The organism is Anaerolineae bacterium, from assembly GCA_016931895.1.
Taxonomy (GTDB): domain Bacteria; phylum Chloroflexota; class Anaerolineae; order 4572-78; family J111; genus JAFGNV01.
In genome coordinates, this window is record JAFGDY010000147.1 from 1 (window position 1) to 21,433 (window position 21,433).

Consider the following 21,433-nt stretch of genomic DNA (forward strand, 5'->3'; position numbering starts at 1 on the left):
ACCCCAATATGTAGGGGCGAATCCTTGTGGTCGCCCTGGGCAGGCACAAGACCTGCCCCTACACCACGGAAATTCTGGAAGAACCTATTTTATTATTTGTTGCTATTTGTTTATTGAATCTTATGCCGGTTAAACTCTTGGCCTCAGACTTGGACGGCACGCTGGTCGCCGATTTGAATACCATTCCCCCCCGCACGTTAGCCGCCGTTAGGGCGGCGACTGAGCAGGGCGTATACGTGGTTATTGCCACCGGGCGTGAGTACAGGGTCACTCAAAAATTTGTGCGTATGCTGGGCCTGACCACGCCGGTTATTTGTTTTCAGGGAGCCTTGACTTACAATCCCCAAACCGATGAAACCATTGCCGGTGAAGGCCTGCCCCTGCCCCTGGCCCACCAACTGATTGACCTGGCCCGGTTTTATGATCTGGCCCTAAATCTTTACTATGATGGTAAAGTTTATGCCGAAAAAGTGACGGCCCAGAGCCGGACGATGTTCAACCAGACCGGGGCGCTTTTGGAGCAGGTAGCCGATCTTAAAGAGGCAACAACGTCTGCTCCCGTTAAAGGCATGATTATCCATCCCGCCGCGGAAGCCGAAGCCATGACGGCTCAATTACGGGCGGAGTTGGGCGACAACGTGAGCGTGTTTCGCTCCCTGGATTACGTGATCGAGGTCACGTCGCCCAACGTATCCAAGGGAAAGGCCCTGGCCCGGCTGGCCACTTATTACCATATTCCCCAAAGCCAGGTGATGGCCATTGGCGATCAGGACAACGACGTGGAGATGATTGCCTGGGCCGGCCTGGGTGTGGCTATGGGCAACGCCAGCCCCGGGGCCAAAGCCGCCGCCGATTACATTGCGCCGTCGGTGCAGGCAGAAGGCGCGGCCTGGGCCATTGAACGTTTTATACTGGGGGAACAATGAAATGAGCCAGATCTTATCCGCTGCTTCGCCCAAAGCCATCAGGCTGGCCCGCCGCCTGCTGCAAGAAGGAGGGGTGGTTGCTTTTCCCACCGATACCGTTTACGGAGTGGGGGCCAATGCTTTTGAACGTTTTGCCGTGCGCCAGATTTTTACCGTCAAACAGCGGCCCCAACACAAATCGCTGCCGGTGTTCATTTACCAAATTGACGACCTCAACCTGGTGGCCCGCGCTGTGCCCAACCGGGCCTGGCCCTTGCTGCAAAAGTTTTGGCCGGGCGCGCTGACCGTGGTGCTGCCTAAAAATCCCGCCCTGCCCCGCGACGTGACCGCCGGGCAAGAGACTGTGGCCGTTCGCATCCCCGACCATCCGGTGTGCCTGGAATTGGTCATCCGGCTGGGCCGTCCCCTGGCCGTTACCAGCGCCAACCTGTCGGGCCGGCCTACCCCGGTCACGGCCCAGGGCGTGGCCGAACAGTTGGGAGAAAGCCTGCCGCTGGTGCTGGATGGCGGTCCCAGCCCTGCCGCCCGGCCCTCTACCATCATTGACCTGAGCCGCACGCCGCCCCGCCTGCTGCGGCAGGGGCCAATTAGCGCGGCGGCCCTGCGAGAGTTTTTGCCGGATTTGCAAACAGATGAGGACAGTTAATTTTTGAAAAGAGATAGCCTAAAGCCCGTTGAACCGATTTTGGTGGTAGAACTCTTTCCCCGAGAAAGAGACCACTTGCTGACCCTCCTGGCCCGATTGTCGCCTGAAGAGTGGAACAGACCCACTGCCTGCGCCGGTTGGTCGGTGAAGGATGTGGCTCTGCACTTGTTAGGGGACGACATCGGCCTGCTTTCCAGAGCGCCCGACTTTAAATTTAAGCCGATAGCGGGAGTAGAGAGTTGGCAGGATTTAGTGGCCTTTATCAACCACAATAACAAATTATGGGTGCAGGCCATGCGGCGCATGAGCACCGGCCTGTTGGTCGAACTCTTGGCCTTTACCGGCCAAAAAGTTTACCAACGCCTCCGTTCGCTTGATCTATTTGCTTTGGGGTCGCCTGTGAGTTGGGCCGGCCCCCATCTGGCCCCCATCTGGCTGGACGTAGCCCGGGAGTACACGGAGCGCTGGATGCACCACCAGCATATTCGAGAGGCGGTGCATCAACCCGGTCTCAAGGAACCATCCTTCTTTGGGCCGGTGTTGGCTACCTTTGGGCGAGCTTTGCCCCATACCTACCGCACCATTGCGGCCCCCAAAGGGGCAGTGATAAAGGTGGTCATTTCCGGCGAAGCCGGGGGAACCTGGCTTCTGCTGAAAGAAGACGAAGGCTGGGGACTCTACCAGGGGCAGGCTGAAAATTTCAACACTCTGGTTACCATGGACCAGGAGTTTACCTGGCGCTTGTTCACCAAAGGTATCCGTCGAGATGAAGCCGAAAAAAGTATCTTGATTGAGGGTAATCGCGCCTTGGCCCTGCCGATTCTTGACGCAGTGGCCATTATTGCCTGAAAAACGAACCCGCGTTACTACTTCAGCCCCATGTCATTTCGAGGCCGTAGGCCGAGAAATCTCCTTATTCAAGGGACGGCTTCAAGAAGATTTCTCCCTTCGGTCGAAATGACATGCCTGAGCAGTTACGAACCCTCAATAAAAACTCAATCTAACAGAACCTGTTTCAGCATTTCCAGGCTGATATTTCCGCCGCAAATTACAATAACCACATTTTGACCGGCCCATCGGTGGCGGGTTTTTACATAGGCCGCCACCGCAACCGCCGCCGCCCCTTCGATGAGCATGTGTTCTGTTTCTATAAACAGCCGTAAACTTTCCTTGATCTCAGCTTCCGTAACCGTCACATATTCATCCACCAACTCCTGGCATAACTCAAATGTGATCGAGCCGGCCTCCACTCCCCCCGCCGTCCCATCGGACAGGGTAGGCCGCGAGGGCACATCCATTATTTTACCCGCCTGCACCGATTGAATCATGACCTGCGAATTTTCAGGCGAACAAGCAATGATTTGCACATCGGGCTGAACAGCTTTGAGATAGCCGGCAATGCCGGAAATCAACCCTCCCCCACCCAGGGAAACAAACACCGCGCCTATCCGCTCAAGCTGGCGGGTCAACTCAAGGCCAATGGTCCCCTGTCCACCGATCACTTGCGCGTCGTTGTAGGGCGGCACGTAAACCAGCTCATGCTCAACCGCAAATTGGCGCGCGTAATATTCGGTTTCCATACAATCCTGGCCGTAATAACGCACAGTGGCGCCAAGCCGCTCAATGGCCTGGACTTTAACCGGGCTGGCGTTTTCTGGAACAAAAACCAGCCCGGTAGCGTGGACCGTCTGCGCGCTACGGGCCACCGCTGCGCCGTGATTGCCCGTGGAAGCCGTCACCACCCCCCGTTCTCGTGCCGCCGCCGTTAAGGAGAGAACCTTGTTCATCGCGCCCCGCGCCTTGAAAGAGCCGGTATATTGCAGATTTTCCAATTTGCAGTAAACCTTGGCCCGGCCCAGCTGGCTAAGGTAAGGGGAATAGGCCAGCATGGTTTCCCGCGTATAGGCTCGAATGCGCGTTTCGGCGCGTAATATTTCATTCAAAATGTCCACGGCTGCCCCTTTTAACAGATGATCAGATTGGGCGTCATTATAAAACACCTGATGGGAAGGGCAAATGGGTGAACAGGTCAGAACAAGACCGGGAATTTAGGCAATATTAATTCATCTGGTAAAATACGTGCGGCAAAGGCCCAGGTAACAGCAAAGGTTTCTATTTCTACTGAGTATAATCATTCATTGAGGAATTACCCGCTGCCAAAGTATTCTTTAACCCCGGAAAGGTAACTATGCCAACCATTAGCCGTCTGGTTATTGCGAACGTTTTTCTGTTAATTTTTAGCCTGTTTATTCTGTTCTGGCCGCCGTCAATCCAGGCCGATACGCCGCTGCCGCCCGTTAACCAAACAGACGCCCTCTCCCCAAAAATCACTGCCGCCGCCTCTCTTTCACCCACCCATACCCTGCCTTCTACCTATATTAAAGGGCTGTACCTTACTTACCACGCCATTGGCCACGAGGGTTTGCGCTCGCATGCCTTTGACCTGATTGAAAAAACCGAACTCAATGCCGTGGTCATTGACATCAAGGGTGATTTGGGTGTGCTGACTTACCCCAGCGACGTTATCACCGCCACCGCCATTGGGGCCAACAACGCGCCCACCCTGAGAGACTGGCCTGCGCTCATGCAATATTTGGATGAGCGCAACATCTACGCCATTGCCCGGATTGTGGTGTTCAAAGATAATTACCTGGCCCGCGCCCATCCCGAATGGGCCGTGAAGGATGCCTCTGGCCAGTTGTGGCTGGATCGAGAAGACCTGCCCTGGCTGGAAGCCTTTCATCAAGAAGTGTGGGACTACAACGTGGCCCTGGCGGTTGAAGCGGCCCAACGCGGCTTTGACGAGATTCAATTTGATTACGTGCGCTTCCCCACCGACGGCTCCATCAGCCAGATTAGTTACTCCCAACCGGCCGACACCCCGGAAGCCCGCACCAAAGCCATCAACGGTTTTCTGGCCACAGCAGAAGCCGCCTTAGCACCTTATCCGGTCAAACTGGCGGTTGATGTTTTTGGCTATACCACCTGGCACAAAGGCGACTTTCGCATTGGCCAGGATTTGGCGCAGATGGCCCGCTATCTTGACGTGTTATCGCCCATGCTTTATCCCTCTACTTTTGACCACGGCCTGGACGGCATGCCCGGCTACGAGTTTGCCGTTGACTTTCCCTACGAGATTGTGTACGAGAGCATGCTTCGCGTTATCCCCAGAGTTAAGGCAACTAACCCCAATATTGTGGTCCGGCCCTGGCTGCAAGATTTTCCCGACTATGGATTTGACCGGCGCATTTTCACCCCCGACGAGGTGCGGGAGCAGATGTTTGCCGCCTACGATACCGGCGGCGGCGGCTGGATGCTGTGGGACCCGCGCATCAAGTACACCCCTGCCGCCCTGGTCACCGCCGACGCGCTCTACCCGCCCAATGAAAACGGCCAGATTATGATTTTACGCTATCAAGATTTCACCGGCGAAGCGGGGGCAGAAACTGAAAGGACGCGCAGCCTGACCGGCTTTCGGCAAGACCTGGAACAGTTGTGGGCTGCCGGTTATTACCCCGTTAATTTGCGCGATCTGGCGGTGGGCAACTGGAAGTTTCGCCGGGATATTGACGACCGCCTCGAACAGAGCGCCTTGCCGCCCATCCAGGCCGGGGCCTTACTGGAGCGCAATTTGCATTACGTTCCCGCCGGCAAACGCCCGGTGGTGTTGACCTTTGACGGCGTCCAGGCCGGCCAGTACCGCCTGCTGGCCGATGGCGCGCTCGATCCCCAATCGGCGTTAGGAGTGCTTTATGATTTTCATCTGGCGCATCCGGCGGATTGGCCACTGCGGGCCACCTTTTTTGTCAACCCTCAAGCCAACGACGCAACTGACCAACTTTTTGGCCAGCCGGAATTTGCCCAACAAAAGCTGCAAACTTTGGTGGAGTGGGGCATGGAGGTGGGTCATTATATTCCCCCGCAGCCTGGCCTGGCTACCACCTCTTTTCAGGATTTTCGACGCCAACTGGACCGCAACCAAGCCCTGATTGAAGCCACCCTTCCTGATTATCAAGTTGACTCGCTGGCTTTCCCCCTGGAACAGGGATCCCGCTCCCGGAATCTGGCCAGACAAAAATTTTATAATAACCTGCTTCAAAATTATAATGCGGTGGCCACCAATAGCAATCAGCCTGTCCCCTCGCCTTATACCGGCGCGTTTGACCCGCGCCACATCCCCCGCATCCAGGCCGCGCCAGGGGCTATCAAAACCTGGCTGGAATTTTATCAAGCTCATCCTGACGCCTATTACGTGGCTTCAGGCGTTTTTCCAGAAATCACGGCCCAATAATTTGTAAGCCGTTCCTCAAAATAGTGGGGGTGTGTTTTATGGCTGAAGCAAAACACACCCTTTTTATTTTCTTTGCAAAACGTGGTTATTGCTGAATTTGCTTTTAAAATCTTGCCATCCTTGACTCCCCAATTTGAGACTCTTATGTTATAATTAGCTTTACATATTCATTTTACATATTATAATAAGAGTAGAATGATTTAGGGTAGTTGAGGTTATAAAAAGCTTTTAACTACAAAATTCTACGAATGATGTATTCCATATTCTGTATTGTAACCGGAGTGATGAGATATGCCGGTGAAAAAACTTCTGCTCCAATTGTGGCTCATCTTGATTTTATTGCTATTTGCTGTTTTGATAACAGCCTGTACAGATTCCCAGGCTGAAACAACGCCTTCAGCCGGAGTCCGCACCTGGCTTCTGGTCAAAGAGCCGGAACACCCCTTACCCCTGGATCGGAAGCCGGTCGCGGTCAGATCCCGGACCGAAGCCGGGGTGGGTGTTTCTCATGTGGAATTATATGCGCTCCAACTGCCCTCGGGCGAAACCAACCTGCTCATTCGCGCCGATCAGGCGCCTTTTGCCCAAACCTCGTTTACGGTTAACCAGACCTTTATTCCCACCCAAAGCGGGCATTATGTTATTCAGGTGAAAGGTTATAATCGCCTGGGCGAATCGGCAGAGTCGGATATTATCAGTTTTGATGTTGAATAAATTGCGATCACCCAGACAGAGGTTTATTTGGTAAGGAGACTCCAGGTGGTTAAGAAATCTTCTAAACTTAGCGTGATACTGACCCTACTATTGATAGCGCTACTCGTCATCTTACTGATGAGCGCCTGCGATACGATCAGCATTGGCGGAAGCCAGGAAACACCCGTTGGTCCCCCCAGTCCCGCTATTCTTGCCCCTGTCCCTGTTGCCGGTGAAACAATGGTCAAGGTTTTGCGCTATAGCCCGGTGCAAATCCAAAGTAGTCATTCGGGGCAAAACATTTCCAGAGTTGAACTGCATGTGCAAAAGCCGGGCCAGGCAAGCGGCGACCTCTTGCGCTCCGATGTTCCCGAAAATGGGGTTGTCACCCAAGAATGGATTCCTCAACAAGCGGGGGAACACCTCATTACCCTAAAAACTTTTTATACCAATGATCAACCCCCAAAAACGTTAACAACTTCAATTCAAGTGCTAGAGAGTCAAGCTGTAGCTGTGGCGGCTGTAGCTGCGGCCGGAGAACAGCCGACCACAGAGGTGGAACCAGGGCAGGAATTTCCGCCACCCACCCCCACCCCGCAACCCGGCCTTACCCCTGTGTCAGAAATTGCCGATGCTCAAATTGCCGTTGTTTCGGCAGAATTAGAGCCAACCACCGAGGCTACACCGGAGCGGCATTACCCCCCTCCACCTCCTGCGCCCGGCGTGCCTTATGGCCCTACCCAGACCGAGCTACCCAGTTTTGGCCCGCCCGTGTGTGATGCAGCCCAATCCATTGGCGTATACAGTGCCGATACCAGCCGCCGGGTGATGGTTATCGAACCCGACGATGTGCCGGCCAGAGCCGTGGGCGGGACAACGGTTCATAGAGGCTGGCGGCTGCAAAATATTGGCACCTGCACCTGGGGTCCCGGCTATGAATTGGCTTTTTATGGGGGACGGGCGATGGGTTCCGGCGGTGTTGCCTTTGAGTCGTTGTTTCCTACCGACCCTGGCCGGCGCAATGCTCTGGTTGATCAAAACCGCCTGGTTGTGCCGGAAGGCAAACCCAACCAAACTGCCGTATTAGAAGTGCTGCTCAATGTTCCCGTCACGCCGGGTATCCACCAGAGTTACTGGCGGATGCGCAATCCGCATGGCGTTTATTTTGGGCCTATTGTGGGTGTCACCTTTGAGGTTGTGCGCGAGTGCCAACACGGGGTTTATGGCGCGCCGGCCATTAACAAATTTGAAATTTTGGGGGTGGGGAATGTCTATAAACCCGATGACCCGGTCAGTGTCATCGGCAAACTTGGCGATGCCATTACCTTAGAATATAACGTGACCAATGCCACCAACTTTGACATTGTTATCGAGGATCCCACCGGAAATATCCAATCCACTTCCACGCCAGATCCAAGCGGGCGGATCAGTTTTACCCCCAAAACGCTTGGCCGGCACGTAGTAACCCTGTACGCCGACAATGGCTCCTGCACCGTTCCCGCGCAAGTATTTGTAGAGGTGATTCCGCCTGATGGCGAACAATTCCGGCTGGACATCATCGCCGCCAGTTGTGCCACTAAAATTTCAGCTGCATATGTGCCCACAAATTCGGTCAGAGTGGAATGGAATCACTACAACCAAGATGTGGATCAGGTCACTTTAGTGGCCGAACTCTATAGAAGAACCTACGCCGAATATTGCCCCATTGTGGATAATATATTTGGCTGGAAAGGCCATTGTTATATGACCTGGAATTGGGAACGGGTATCTCCCCAACCTGTACCTCCCCTTGGCCTTGGCGTTAACGAAGCCCAGGGAGCGGCAGTGGTGACCAATTTAGAACAAAGGCTATGTCCGGCTTCCGTCTCCGCTACAGAACAATACGGTATTCGTTATGTTGCCCGCGCCCAAATCAACGGCCGGGCCGCCGCCCCAGAATTTAGCAACACGGTTGACTGCATCTGCTCTTCATCTCCTTCCACCCTGCCCACCGAACTTGACGCCAGCGGAGCCGGCGAGTTCAACCCGGTCAATTAGAATGAAAGACCCTGAATATTTACCACCTTTCCGTCGTTCGTCATTGGTCATTCGTTAAAGTTGAATTCTGGCGCTTTATGAACCATCCCCATGAGGCAACAAAAAACCCACCACAAATTGGTGGGTTTTTTGTTGTGAGCGGGCGATGGGATTTGAACCCACGACCTTCTCCTTGGCAAGGAGACGTTCTACCACTGAACTACACCCGCGGACGGACAGGGGCGGCAGGACTTGAACCCGCAACCTGCGGTTTTGGAGACCGCTGCTCTGCCAGTTGAGCTACACCCCTCGGTAAAGAATGATGAAGAGGGAAGGATGAAGGCGGAAATTTTTTCATCCCTCGTCCTTCATCCCTCATCCTTGGAGTAGCGGGGGTGGGAGTCGAACCCACGACCTCCAGGTTATGAGCCTGGCGAGCTGCCTCTGCTCCACCCCGCAGCAATATGATTGTCGCTAATGATGAACTTTGTACCCCCGATTCTGTTACAGAAAAGCTCTAGCTTTTCCCGCCGTCATCTGTCTCACCCTTTAACAGGGCGGCAACGCCTGGCCTGAAGGGTGTTACCCCACCTCACCATTGTTGCTGCGGTGAGGCCGAACCTTTATCAGCCCGGCCCACTCACCTTGCTCTCGATTGCACGCTCGCCCAGCCGGTTCCGTTGCCAGATACCGCTGGTAGGCTCTTACCCTACCGTTTCACCCATTACCTTTTAACAAGCTCAGGGCTAACCTTGAGTTTAACAAAAGGCTGGTTTGCTCTCTGTTGCGGTTGTAGTCACCTTGTTCAGCAGGTGCCCTCACTTACTGTTTCGTGAGGCAATCTTGGGCCTGGCAGTCAGGCCCTGAGAGTCGGGAAGTTCCTCTACCCGGTTCAAGCAACCGGATAGCGACGGCACAGCTCATCATCAAAGATTATATTGTTAAAGGACGTTTTGAGAGAATACTCTCTCCGTATGCCCAGGCGTCCCCGGCAGGACTCGAACCTGCGGCCTTTTGGTCCGCAACCAAATGCTCTATCCAACTGAGCTACGGAGACACAACGTTTACGCCCCAACAGCAGGGGAGATTATAGCATGCTTCAGAATACGTGTCAACTATGATTTTTATCCAATTGGCATCTCAGATTAAAATCCGGTTTGCCAGCAAGGTAATTACAAGGCATAATATCAACCGCTTAAAGCTAAGGATTTTATGCCCTCCTTATCAGGCTTGTTAGGCTTGTTCTCAAGCCTCCGAGTTATTTTGGGGACGCCGACTTAAAACTCATTTTGGGCAACTTAGGCAAATCGGGGCTTAACTTATGAACGGACGACACCGGATCTATAAAACCAAATCGGTAGGGTTTTTGGCCGCAGGCATGGTGTTGACCGTGGCCTGGGCCATTAGCGCCACCGGCTGGGTTAAAGACGGATTGGATATTGTGGTTTATGTGGGCCTGGCCGCAGTGATTATTGGCCTGATGTTGGCCCGCAGTTTATTGCCCGGCAGTATTGCCCATCTCTTCAGCATCGTCATCGGTGTAGCTTGCTCTTTTTGGACGACCAGCCGCCTGCTGCCAGACCAGTATACCTGGCCGGAACGGTGGGAAGACCTCATGTTTCGCCTGAATTATTGGTATAACCAGGCCATCCAGGGTGGCGTTAGCCACGACAACTTGATGTTTATCTTGCAAATGGGCGTTATTGTGTGGGCGATGGGCTACCTGACCATCTGGTTTGTTTTTCGTTCTGGCAAAGTGTGGCACGCCATTGTGCCGGGCGGGTTGGTGCTCATTATCAATCTCTATTATGCCCCCAAAGATATCACCTTTTGGTTTCTCATCTATCTGTTGCTTTCCTTGCTGTTGGTCATCCGTTTTAACCTGTTCAATCAAGAGGCAAAATGGCGCACCGAGGGCGTTTTCTTTCAGCCCGACATCAGCTTTGACTTTTTACGAGATGGCCTGATCTTCTCGGCCCTGGTCATTGGCCTGGCCTGGATTACGCCCCCGGTGCTGACGGAAACCCCGGACCTTTTTGAGGAATTTCAAGGCACCTGGCACGATTTGCAAAGTCACTGGAATCGCCTCTATGCCGATTTGAACTATCGCGATCCGGGCCAAATTGGTACATTTGGCCAATCGTTTACCCTGGGCGGGCCGCGCCAACTGACCGATGAGCCAATCATGGACGTTAACCTTACCGGCGGGTCAGGTGGTTACTGGCGGGCCACCGTCTACGACGAATACACCGGCCTGGGTTGGCGCAACACCGACGAGGCATCGGCTACCTTTGGCCCCGAGGACCGGCTGGCCCTACCTGTCTTTGACGCCCGCTATCCGGTTACCCAAACTTATACCTTTTACCATGATGGTTCGGTTGCTCTTTATGCCATAAACCACCCGATCCGGTTGGATCGTTCGGCTAAAGTTACATTCAACGCCATTCCCTCCACGTCCAGCGCGCCCGGCCAACGGCCAAGCTGGTCTGGTTCCGAAGGGCCGTGGGTGGAGGAGATCACCTATATTCGCAGCAACGCGGCCGTGGACCGGGGCGAAAGTTATCGGGTGGTTTCAGCCGCCAGTGGGGCCACCGTGGAGCAACTGCAAACAGCCGGCGCCGCCTACCCGGCCTGGGTCACCGAACGTTATCTACAAATCCCCAGTACCGTCACCGCCCGCACCCGCCAATTGGCCCGCGAGCTGACCGCGCCTTTTGACAACCCCTTTGCCCAGGCCGAGGCCATTGAACGTTACCTGCGTAACGCGCTTGAGTACAACGAGCAAATTGACGCTCCCCCGCCCGAGGTGGATAAAGTAGATTATATCCTCTTTGAGCTTAAACAGGCCTATTGTGACTATTATGCTTCGGCGATGGTCATCATGCTGCGGGCGGAGGGTATTCCGGCTCGCCTGGCAGTGGGGTTTGCCCAGGGTGATTTTGATAGAGAACAAGATGTTTTCCACGTGGTCAACGCCGACGCCCATTCCTGGGTGGAGGTCTACTTTCCCAAATACGGCTGGGTTGAGTTTGAACCTACGGCGGCCCAACCTCGCATTGTTCGTCCCATTGCGGCAGACGACGATTCTGCTCTGGCCGATAATGGCCCTGCTCCTGAAAACCTGCCTGAGAGCGATAGAATTCCGGGCCACCTGGAAAACATTCCCATTGATGAAGAGATAGGCGGCGGCCAGTTGCCCCTGCTCACCCTGAATTTATCCTGGTTGGGTTTTCAAATCAGTATCCCCCGTTCATCAGTTAAGGGCGGGCTGACCTTTATGGGCGTCGTCCTATTGGCCGGGCTGGCCGGAGCGGGTTTCTGGTGGTGCCAACAACAAAGTCAAGCCGCTAAAAATATCTTCAGCCTTTACCAAAATATGGTCAGGCTGGCCGGTTGGATGGGAGCGGCCCTTCGTCCCTGGCACACTCCCTACGAACACACTGCCATTATCCAGCGGCACTTGCCGGCTCACCAGCATGAAGTGGAAACAATTACCAAGGAATATGTGCACCAAACCTTCAGCCCGGCCGGGGCAAAAAATAGGGACGCAGCTCAACCTGTCGCCCCCACGGTCTCCATCGAAAGCAGCCTGGCCTGGCGCCGCCTGCGCCCGGAGATGATCAAACTGGCCTTAAAACGGCGCTGGCCGTGGTAAACCGTTTGTGTTGGCTGACAACCCTCCCCCATACAACTTCAATTGATTTGCAAAATTTATTGAATTGACATAAAATATAGGTGACATAATATTTTTGTCTTACCATCATCCGGCTTTTTTAAAGTCGGGGCGAAGGTTTAGTCAATAAGGCCAGGAAGGAGCCAAGCATGGAAGAAGGTGGTGGTCCCAATAGATTGTTCCTTATTTTAGCCATTTCTTTGGTGGGATTATTAGTCCTGGGCCTGCTGGGAGTGGGCGGCGTTTTTGTCATTCGCCAGAATCTCCAGGGACAAGAGGTAGCCTCGCGTCCAACCCCCACCTTGATCATCCGCCTGCCTAATCCCACTGCCACACCCACGCCTTTAAGAATGAACCCCACCGATACCCCGGCCCCCACGCCCACCAATACCCCCGTGATCAGCCCCGGTAGCGGAGAAGAAGCGGCCGTGGGCGGCGGGCAGGCTAAAAATACGCCCGCGCCCCAACCTTCGCCCACACGCACGCCTTTGCCTGCCGCCGAAACGGCCAGCACCACGGTGGTGCCGGAAACCGGCGCGGGCGGGTTGGAGCTTGTGCTGGCCGCCGCCGGCCTGATTGCCGTATTTTTCATCGCCCGGCGTTTGAGAATGGCCGCGTAAAAAACAAATCATTAACAATATGATCAAGTAGGGACGTTATCAACGTCCCTTTTTGTTTCTCCTACTTCCGCGTTAACACGGCTCTAACAAAAGTCTAACATAATTCTAACATCCCTCCCTTATAATAGACCTAAGCATTTTGCTACAAAATTTGTCTGAACAATTAAACTCCAATCTTGGTCCTGTCTAAGAGCTTATCTGAAAAGCCTAATATGTCATTTCGAGCGTAGCGAGAAATCCCTACGGCGTGCAGTTTTCCGGCGAGATTACAGGGATTTCTCGGCCTAAGGCCTCGAAACGACATGCTTTTCAAACAGCTTCTAAGATAACTTTATTGGGGAGGTAAAAAATAATGAACCTGAATAAATTCACAGAAAAAGCGCAGGAGGCCGTGCTTGAAGCGCAGCGCCTGGCGCAAGATTATAGTCATAGCGAAATTTTACCCGGTCATCTGCTGCTGGCCTTACTCCGGCAAGAAGGCGGCGTGGTGCCCCAAATTGCGCATCACCTGTCGGTCAATCCTGACGCGCTGGCCCAAAGCCTGGAAACCGACTTGAACAGCGCGGCCAAAGTTTACGGCGGCTCGCAGCCCGGCCTGTCGCGCGCGTTAAACAATGCCCTGCGCGAGGCCGAAAAAGTGGCCGGCAAAATGAAAGACGATTACGTGTCTACCGAACACTTACTGCTGGCGCTAACCGAATCCGGCGGCAATGACGAACGCTTGTTGCGGCAAAACGGCCTCACCCGCGATGCCGTATTGCAGGCCCTTACCCAAATCCGTGGCACCCAGCGAGTGACCAGCCAGAACCCGGAAAGCACCTACGAAGCCCTGCTTAAATATGGCCGCGACCTGACCGACCTGGCCCGCAAAGGCAAAGTGGACCCGGTGATTGGCCGCGACGACGAGATCCGGCGGGTGGTGCAGGTGCTCAGCCGCCGCACCAAAAACAACCCGGTGCTCATTGGCGATCCCGGCGTGGGTAAAACCGCCATTGTGGAGGGGCTGGCCCAACGCATCATTCGCGGCGACGTGCCCGAAGGTTTAAAACAAAAACGCATTGTGGCCCTGGACATGGGCGCCCTGATTGCCGGGGCCAAATATCGCGGCGAGTTTGAAGAGCGGCTCAAGGCTGTTTTGCAAGAAGTGACCGCCGGCGAAGGTCAAGTTATTCTTTTTATTGACGAGCTGCACACCGTGGTTGGCGCGGGCGCGGCCGAAGGAGCCATGGACGCCGGCAACATGCTCAAACCCATGCTGGCCCGGGGCGAACTGCACGCCATTGGCGCGACCACGTTGGACGAGTACCGCCGGCACATTGAAAAGGATGCCGCGCTGGAACGGCGCTTTCAACCGCTGCTGGTCAACGAGCCGTCGGTGGAAGACACCATCAGCATTTTGCGCGGGCTAAAAGAACGGTACGAGGTGCATCACGGCGTGCGGATCCAAGACAGCGCCGTTATTGCCGCGGCCACCCTGAGCCATCGTTACATTGCCGACCGTTTTTTGCCCGACAAAGCCATTGACCTGATTGACGAAGCTGCCGCCCGCCTGCGCACCGAAATTGATAGCAAACCAACCGAATTGGACGCCGTTGACCGGCAAATCATGCAGGTAGAAATAGAACGGGAGGCGTTGAAAAAGGAAAAGGATAAAGCCAGCAAAGAACGGCTGAAAAAACTGGAAGCCGAGTTGGGCGACCTGCAAGAGCAAAGCCGCGCCCTGAGCGCCCAGTGGGAAAATGAAAAACGGCTCATTTACGCCCTGCGCGAAACCAAAGAACAGATTGAACAAACTCGCCTGGAAATTGAGCGGGCCGAACGCAACGCCGATCTGGAAACCGCGGCCCGGCTCAAATACGGCACGCTGCACCAATTGGAAGCCCAACAGGCCGAACAGGAAGCCAACCTGACCGAGTTGCAAACCAAAGGGTCGCTGCTGCAAGAAGAAGTTGACGCCGAGCAAATTGCCGGCATTGTGGCCCGCTGGACCGGCATCCCGGTGAGCAAACTGCTGGAAGGCGAAGTGGAAAAGTTGATCAAAATGGAAGACCGGCTCCACCGCCGGGTGGTGGGCCAGAATGAAGCGATCCGGGCCGTGGCCAATGCCGTGCGCCGCAGCCGGGCCGGACTGCAAGACCCTAACCGGCCCATAGGCAGTTTCATTTTTCTGGGGCCAACCGGCGTGGGCAAAACCGAGCTGGCCCGCGCCCTGGCCGAGTTCCTGTTTGACGACGAGAGCAACATGATCCGCATTGACATGAGCGAGTACCAGGAGCGCCACACCGTCAGCCGCCTGGTGGGCGCGCCCCCGGGTTACGTGGGCTACGATGAAGGCGGCCAGTTGACCGAAGCCGTGCGTCGCCGCCCCTACAGTGTGGTGTTGTTTGACGAAATTGAAAAGGCCCACCCGGAAGTGTTTAACGTGCTGCTGCAACTGTTGGACGACGGGCGATTGACCGACGGCCACGGCCGCACGGTTAACTTTAAAAACACGGTGGTCATTATGACCAGCAACATCGGCAGCCACTTTATTATGGAAGTGGGCGCGGAAGCGGCTGAAACCCAAATAATGGAGGCGATGCGCCAGCATTTCCGGCCTGAATTTCTGAACCGGGTGGACGAGATCATCACCTTCCACAGCCTATCGCGGGAGGATTTGCTGCGCATTGTGGACATTCAATTGGCCCACTTGCGCAAGTTGCTGGCCGAACGTAAAATTGAATTGACCTTGACCGACGCCGCCAAAAAACACCTGGCCGATATGGGTTACGACCCCAGCTTTGGGGCGCGCCCGCTCAAGCGCGTTATCCAGCGAGAAGTGCAAGACCCGCTGGCTATGGCCCTGCTGCAAGGCGAGTTCCAAGATGGCAGCCGGATCAGGATTGACTTTCGGGAAGAGACGATTGTGTTTGAAGAGGCCGGCCTCCCCGAAGCCCGGCCGGAAATGGTGGCGTAGACATCGCGCCCCCTATAGTTTCGCAAAAAAGTTTTGGGGTAGAGACAAAACAATGTTTTGTCTCTACCCGGCAAAAATTCAAATCCAATATGGGTGTGTTTCATTTGAGTTGAGACTACCCCTGGAGTGCGGAATTTATTCCGCTTTTTGACAGAGGCAGAATGAATTCTGCACTCCTTCAACTGATTTGAAACACACCCATCCAATATAATGATTGAACTTTTGTAAAAGAGGTAATGGTTACATATTAACTGATGGCGGTGAAGTGACAAAGCTAGCTTTGTCACTTCAGTCGGTCACCATTTAGCCACTACCTGTAAAGAAAGGATGATCCCATGAAATGGTCCTGGAAGATCGGGCAATTTGCCGGCATTGGCGTGTACATGCACGCCACGTTTTTGTTGTTGATTGGCTGGGTGGCCCTGAGTTACTGGCTACAACAAGGCACGCTGGCGGCGGTAGCGGCAGGGATAGCTTTTATTCTGGCCCTGTTTGCCACCGTGGTGCTACACGAATTTGGCCACGCGCTGACGGCCAAAAAGTACGGCATCAAAACCCGCGACATCACCCTGCTGCCTATTGGCGGGGTGGCTCGTCTGGAACGGATGCCGGATAAACCCATTGAGGAGTTGTGGGTGGCCCTGGCCGGGCCGGCAGTCAACGTGGTTATCGCCGTTGTTTTGTTTGGTTGGCTACTACTGACAAACAGCCTGGAGCCAATAAGCCAGCTCAGCATGACCGGCGGTTCATTTTTAGAGCGGCTGATGGTGGTCAACCTGTTTTTGGTTGGCTTTAACCTCATCCCGGCCTTTCCCATGGACGGCGGGCGGGTGCTGCGCGCTCTGCTGGCCATGCGCCTGGAATACACCCAGGCCACGCAAATAGCGGCCACCATTGGCCAGGGGATTGCTTTTCTGTTTGGTTTTATCGGCCTCTTTAGCAACCCCTTCCTGTTGTTTATTGCCATCTTTGTGTGGATTGGCGCGGCTCAAGAAGCAAGCATGGTTCAAATGAAATCTGCGTTGAGCGGCATTCCCGTTAGCCGGGCCATGCTTACCGATTTTCATACTCTGTCGCCGCACGACCCGCTGGGCCGCGCGGTTGACCTCATTCTGGCCGGCTCGCAGCAGGATTTTCCGGTGGTGGAAAACGGCCGGGTGACCGGCATCTTGACCCGGAGCGACCTGCTGGCTGCCCTGGCCCGGCAGAGTAGAACCGAACCGGCCGGCAGCATTATGCGCCGGGATTTTGTGGTGGTTGACTCGTACGACATGCTGGAAACAGCCTTTGCCCGGCTGCAAGAGTGCGGCTGTCCCATTTTGCCGGTAACTCACAATGGCGCCCTGGTGGGTTTGGTCACCAGCGACAACGTGGGCGAATTTTTGATGATTCAGTCAGCGTTGGGGTCGGCCAGGCGAGTCAAAATCTGATAATTTGGTTGAGCTGGGGGTTTAAACAAACCTCTAACGCAATTCTAACACTCATCAATTATAATAGGGAGTTGTGTACTATTTTGATAATGTGCTAAAATAGGCGTTTGTGCGGTGGGGTTGACCGGATGGGCGATGTTTGGGCAACTTCCTCTCACCACCCCACGCTTTACCAAAGCATGGCTTTTTTGTCCACATTTTAACCACAAACCAAATTCTTAAAAAAATCATATATTTAAGGAGGTCAAACCATGTCTTCGTTAAAATTACGTCCGTTGGGAGATCGGGTTTGGATTGAGCCAATCGAGCGCGAGGAAACCACCGCCTCGGGCATTATCCTGCCTGAAACTGCCAAAGAAAGGCCCCAGGAAGGCAAAATATTGGCCGTAGGGCCGGGGCTGCGTAATGAGGATGGCGAACGCCAAGCCCTGGATGTAAAAGTGGGCGACCGCGTGCTGTTTGCCAAGTATGCTGGCACCGAAGTTAAGCACGAGGGCGTTACCTATCTGATCATGCGCGAGAGCGACTTGTTGGCAATTGTGAAATAACCTGAGTTTGATAATAAAACTTGAATTGATCATTTTTTTTAACAAATTTTGTCAATAGACCCGGATTTTATGACCGTATTTAGGAGGAAAACCAATGGCAAAACAACTTGTTTTTCAAGATGAAGCTCGCCGGGAATTAAAAACCGGCATTGACGCTTTAGCCAAAGCGGTAGCCACCACCCTGGGCCCCAAAGGCCGAAACGTGGCTCTGGACAAAAAGTGGGGTGCGCCCACCGTAACCCACGACGGCGTGACCGTGGCTAAAGAGATTGAACTGGAAGAGCCTTACCAAAATATGGGCGTCCAACTGCTTAAAGAAGCAGCCACCAAAACCAATGATATTGCCGGCGACGGCACTACTACCGCCACGGTGTTGGCCCATACCATTGTCACCGAAGGGCTAAAAAACGTGGCCGCAGGAGCCAATCCTATGCTGCTCAAACGCGGCATTGAGAAGGCCACCCAGGCCGTTACCGAGGCGGTCAAGGAGATGGCTATTTCCATTGATACCAAAGAAGAGATTGCCAGCGTGGCCTCTATCTCCGCCCAAAACCGCGAAATCGGCGAGTTAATTGCCGAGGTGATGGAAAAAGTGGGTAAGGACGGCGTTATTACTGTGGAAGAGAGCAAAGGGCTGGCCTTTGAAACAGATTATGTTGACGGTATGCAATTTGATCGGGGTTACATTTCTCCCTATTTTATTACCAGCCAGGAAACCATGCAGGCTGAATTGGAAGAACCCTACATCCTCATCCACGACAAGAAAATTTCTGTGGCCGCCGACCTGATTCCGGTTTTGGAAAAATTGGTTCAGACCGGCAGGCGCAATCTGCTTATTATTGCCGAGGACGTGGACGGCGAAGCCCTGGCCACCCTGGTATTGAACAAACTGCGCGGCACCTTCAGTGTAACCGCCGTTAAAGCCCCGGGCTTTGGCGATCGTCGCAAAGCTATGTTGCAAGACATTGCTATTTTAACCGGCGGCACAGTCATCAGTGAGGAGACAGGCCGCAAACTGGAAAGCGCCACCCTGGAAGATTTAGGCCAATGCGACAAAGTGACCATCACCAAAGACGACACCACCATTATTGGCGGTAAAGGTTCCGATCCTAACATCAAAGGCCGCATCAACCAGATCAAGGCCGAAATTGAAAACACCACCTCTGATTACGACCGCGAAAAGTTGCAAGAGCGCCTGGCCAAATTGGCCGGCGGTGTGGCCGTGATTGGCGTAGGCGCGGCTACCGAAACCGAACTTAAAGAGAAAAAGCACCGCGTGGAAGACGCCCTCAGCGCCACCCGCGCCGCCGTAGAAGAAGGCATTGTGCCGGGCGGCGGGGTAGCCCTGCTCAATATCATGTCGGCCCTGGACAACCTCAAAGGCGACTATCCCGACGAGCAAACCGGGATCAACATTGTCCGCCGCGCGCTGCAAGAGCCAATGCGGGGCATTGTGCGCAACGCCGGCCTGGACGGGGCGGTAGTGGTAGAGGAAGTGCGCCGCCGCCAGGCTGGCCAAAACAACAAAAGCATCGGTTACGACGTGATGAGCGGCGAATACACCGATATGGTCAAAGCCGGCATCATTGACCCGGCCAAAGTTACGCGCGGCGCGGTGGCCAATGCCGCCTCCATTGCGGCAATGATTCTGACCACCGAGGCCCTCATCACCGACATCCCGGAAAAAGAAAAACCGGCCCCGCAAATGCCGCCGGAATATTAAGGGCTAAAGAACCTGTAGTTGAAAGTTACTCATTACAAAGGGGTAATGAGCAACATCATTGGCAAGGGCGGTTTGCAAACCGCCCTTAATTTTTGGGGCGCGCCCATCTTCTAATACTCCTCTAACACTGCGTTAGCGTAATTCTAACATCAATCTCCTACAATACAGCTATACCACCAAGTGAATACCCCCGTTGACGGGGGAATAAACAAGACCAACAAATCAAAGGAGGTAAATTATCATGTTTAGACGACCGTTTGGATATTATGGCTACAGATCTCCCTGGGTGGAGATGGAACGTTTGCAGCGCGAGATGAATCGCCTCTTTTCAGATTCATTCTCCCTGGCCGGGGGCCGCACCGCGCCCAATTATCCGGCCATGAATGTGTGGACCAATGAGGATGGCGCAGTTGTAACCGCCGAATTGCCGGGCATCAACCCCAACGATATTGACATCTCGGTGGTGGGCGACACGCTGACCTTGAGCGGCGAGCGCCAGCCGGAAGCGCTGGGCGAAGGCGACAAGTATCATCGCCGGGAGCGAGGGTGCGGCAAATTCAACCGAGCCTTCCAATTGCCCTTCAAGGTAGAGGCGGATAAGGTTGACGCTATTTTTGACAAGGGTGTATTGCACCTGTCCCTGCCTCGCGCCGAAGCAGACAAACCCAGGAAAATCACGGTTAAATCGGCTTAATTAATCTTGATTAGTCTTGTTCCCAAACTGGGTTTGGGGACAAGATCAGGTATAAACTTTAAATTTATGGAGGTGACATCATGGCTAACGAAAGCAAAGAGTTGCAAACTCTGGAAGCAGAAAAGCAAGAAGTAGCAACCGTGGAAGGCATTGAGCGCACCCGCGCCCGCCGGGCTTACGTGCCCCACGTGGACATCTACGAAACCGACGACGCGATTGTGCTTTTAACCGACATGCCCGGCGTGGACGAAAAATCGCTTGACATCACTCTGGAAAAGAACGTGTTGACCATCAATGGGTATGTTGACACAGAAGCCCCCGACAATTACAGCCTGGCCTACGCCGAATACGAAACCGGCGATTACCAGCGCAGCTTTACCCTCTCGGAGGAAATTGACCGGGAGAAGATTGAGGCCACGGTAAAAGATGGCGTGCTGCGCCTGCACCTGCCCAAAGCCGGCCCGGCCAAGACCCGCAAGATTACGGTAAAAGCTAATTAATAACCCAGGTTGAGGCCAGGTTTTTAGAGACTGGCCTCAATAGAAATATCTTTCAGAAAGGAGGTAAACGACGATGGCTATCAGAGATTTAGTCCCCTGGAAATGGGGCAATGAAAAACAGGTGCCTGTCCGGCGAGAAAACGACAATCCGATGGTTGCGCTTCAGCACAACATTGACCGTTTATTTGATGACTTCTTCCGCGGTACCAGCTTGACCCCCTTTGGCGAATCCTGGAGCGGTTTCACGCCCCGTATTGACGTGACCGAAAATGATCAGGCATACATGGTGTCGGCTGAACTGCCCGGCCTGGACGAAAATGATGTCCAGGTTAGTTTGGCCAACAACATCCTGACCATCAGCGGCGAGAAAAAAGAAGAGAAGGAAGACAAAGGCCAGAATTACTACCGGCTGGAACGCGCCTACGGTTCCTTCCAGCGTAACATTCCGTTACCTCCTGGCCTTAAAACCGACCAGGTTGACGCAACTTTCAAAAAAGGGGTGCTGACCATCTTGCTGCCTAAAGCCGCAGAAGCCCGGCGTCAAGCCAAACGAATCCCGGCCAAAACCCGCTAAAACAGGCGCCAAAGCAAAAGAGGTCAAACATAAAATTTGTTTGACCTCTTTTTTTGGGGGTGATTCATAACTCTGTTGACACTTTTTCACCTGACGAACGACAAACGACCATTGACGAACAAAAATAGCCGAATGTCCGCCAT

The 21,433-nt window shown here is 54.0% G+C and carries 16 protein-coding genes, 4 tRNA genes and 1 other RNA gene; 15 read left to right on the forward strand and 6 right to left on the reverse strand.

Translation table 11 applies throughout. The features are described 5' to 3' along the window. Window positions 1–26: 26 nt before the first annotated feature. The 3 genes from JW953_11225 to JW953_11235 are packed head-to-tail and all read left to right on the forward strand — an operon-like array spanning window position 27 to window position 2,421. A complete protein-coding gene (locus JW953_11225; GenBank protein MBN1993266.1) occupies window positions 27–926 on the forward strand; it encodes an HAD family phosphatase in 900 nt (299 codons plus the stop codon). Window position 927: 1 nt separating this feature from the next. Then, complete coding sequence (locus JW953_11230; GenBank protein MBN1993267.1) at window positions 928–1,572, forward strand: threonylcarbamoyl-AMP synthase; 645 nt, start codon at window positions 928–930, stop codon at window positions 1,570–1,572. Window positions 1,573–1,575: 3 nt separating this feature from the next. Further along, window positions 1,576–2,421, forward strand: coding sequence for a maleylpyruvate isomerase family mycothiol-dependent enzyme (locus JW953_11235; protein MBN1993268.1), 846 nt, complete (start codon window positions 1,576–1,578; stop codon window positions 2,419–2,421). 146 nt (window positions 2,422–2,567) lie between these two features. On the opposite strand, the gene JW953_11240 is transcribed toward JW953_11235, so the two are convergent. Beyond that, complete coding sequence (locus JW953_11240; GenBank protein MBN1993269.1) at window positions 2,568–3,524, reverse strand: threonine/serine dehydratase; 957 nt, start codon at window positions 3,522–3,524, stop codon at window positions 2,568–2,570. Window positions 3,525–3,760: 236 nt separating this feature from the next. Here JW953_11240 and JW953_11245 point away from each other — a divergent pair, with 236 nt between their 5' ends. The 3 genes from JW953_11245 to JW953_11255 all read left to right on the forward strand — a co-directional run bounded on the left by JW953_11245 (window position 3,761) and on the right by JW953_11255 (window position 8,593). Then, a complete protein-coding gene (locus JW953_11245) occupies window positions 3,761–5,863 on the forward strand; it encodes a hypothetical protein (protein ID MBN1993270.1) in 2,103 nt (700 codons plus the stop codon). 291 nt (window positions 5,864–6,154) lie between these two features. Then, on the forward strand, window positions 6,155–6,577 hold the full coding sequence (locus JW953_11250) for a hypothetical protein (protein ID MBN1993271.1): 423 nt from the start codon (window positions 6,155–6,157) through the stop codon (window positions 6,575–6,577). A gap of 45 nt (window positions 6,578–6,622) precedes the next feature. Continuing rightward, entirely contained in the window at window positions 6,623–8,593 is a 1,971-nt protein-coding gene (locus tag JW953_11255) for a hypothetical protein (GenBank protein MBN1993272.1), read from the forward strand. 137 nt (window positions 8,594–8,730) lie between these two features. Here JW953_11255 and JW953_11260 read toward each other — a convergent pair. The 5 genes from JW953_11260 to JW953_11280 form a co-directional block, all read right to left on the reverse strand. Next, a tRNA-Gly gene (locus JW953_11260) sits at window positions 8,731–8,802 on the reverse strand. Between the two features lie 7 nt (window positions 8,803–8,809). Further along, window positions 8,810–8,882 (reverse strand) — tRNA-Trp (locus JW953_11265). A gap of 77 nt (window positions 8,883–8,959) precedes the next feature. After that, window positions 8,960–9,031: transfer RNA gene (locus JW953_11270), tRNA-Met, on the reverse strand. A gap of 14 nt (window positions 9,032–9,045) precedes the next feature. Further along, window positions 9,046–9,499, reverse strand: an RNA gene (gene rnpB, locus JW953_11275) — RNase P RNA component class A. 56 nt (window positions 9,500–9,555) lie between these two features. After that, window positions 9,556–9,629, reverse strand: a tRNA-Arg gene (locus JW953_11280). A 264-nt stretch (window positions 9,630–9,893) separates the two neighbouring features. On the opposite strand from JW953_11280, the gene JW953_11285 reads away from it, so the two are divergent. From JW953_11285 to JW953_11325, 9 genes are all read left to right on the forward strand, one after another. After that, window positions 9,894–12,227 carry a transglutaminase domain-containing protein gene (locus JW953_11285; protein ID MBN1993273.1) on the forward strand — a complete coding sequence of 778 codons (2,334 nt, stop codon included), beginning with the start codon at window positions 9,894–9,896 and terminating at the stop codon, window positions 12,225–12,227. Window positions 12,228–12,394: 167 nt separating this feature from the next. Next, window positions 12,395–12,865 carry a hypothetical protein gene (locus JW953_11290; GenBank protein MBN1993274.1) on the forward strand — a complete coding sequence of 157 codons (471 nt, stop codon included), beginning with the start codon at window positions 12,395–12,397 and terminating at the stop codon, window positions 12,863–12,865. Between the two features lie 352 nt (window positions 12,866–13,217). Next, complete coding sequence (gene clpB / locus JW953_11295) at window positions 13,218–15,821, forward strand: ATP-dependent chaperone ClpB (protein MBN1993275.1); 2,604 nt, start codon at window positions 13,218–13,220, stop codon at window positions 15,819–15,821. Window positions 15,822–16,156: 335 nt separating this feature from the next. Next, window positions 16,157–17,251, forward strand: coding sequence for a site-2 protease family protein (locus JW953_11300; GenBank protein ID MBN1993276.1), 1,095 nt, complete (start codon window positions 16,157–16,159; stop codon window positions 17,249–17,251). Between the two features lie 251 nt (window positions 17,252–17,502). Further along, window positions 17,503–17,799: a co-chaperone GroES gene (gene groES / locus JW953_11305; protein MBN1993277.1), complete on the forward strand. Its 297-nt coding sequence runs from the start codon at window positions 17,503–17,505 to the stop codon at window positions 17,797–17,799. A 94-nt stretch (window positions 17,800–17,893) separates the two neighbouring features. Next, window positions 17,894–19,522, forward strand: a complete 1,629-nt coding sequence (groL, locus tag JW953_11310; GenBank protein MBN1993278.1) for a chaperonin GroEL — start codon at window positions 17,894–17,896, stop codon at window positions 19,520–19,522. 241 nt (window positions 19,523–19,763) lie between these two features. Beyond that, complete coding sequence (locus JW953_11315) at window positions 19,764–20,216, forward strand: Hsp20/alpha crystallin family protein (GenBank protein ID MBN1993279.1); 453 nt, start codon at window positions 19,764–19,766, stop codon at window positions 20,214–20,216. Window positions 20,217–20,296: 80 nt separating this feature from the next. Continuing rightward, the gene (locus JW953_11320) at window positions 20,297–20,716 is read left to right on the forward strand and encodes an Hsp20/alpha crystallin family protein (GenBank protein MBN1993280.1); all 420 of its coding nucleotides are present in this window, start codon (window positions 20,297–20,299) and stop codon (window positions 20,714–20,716) included. Window positions 20,717–20,789: 73 nt separating this feature from the next. Continuing rightward, window positions 20,790–21,290 (forward strand): Hsp20/alpha crystallin family protein, encoded by a 501-nt coding sequence (locus tag JW953_11325; GenBank protein MBN1993281.1) that lies wholly within the window; start codon window positions 20,790–20,792, stop codon window positions 21,288–21,290. Window positions 21,291–21,433: the final 143 nt, after the last annotated feature.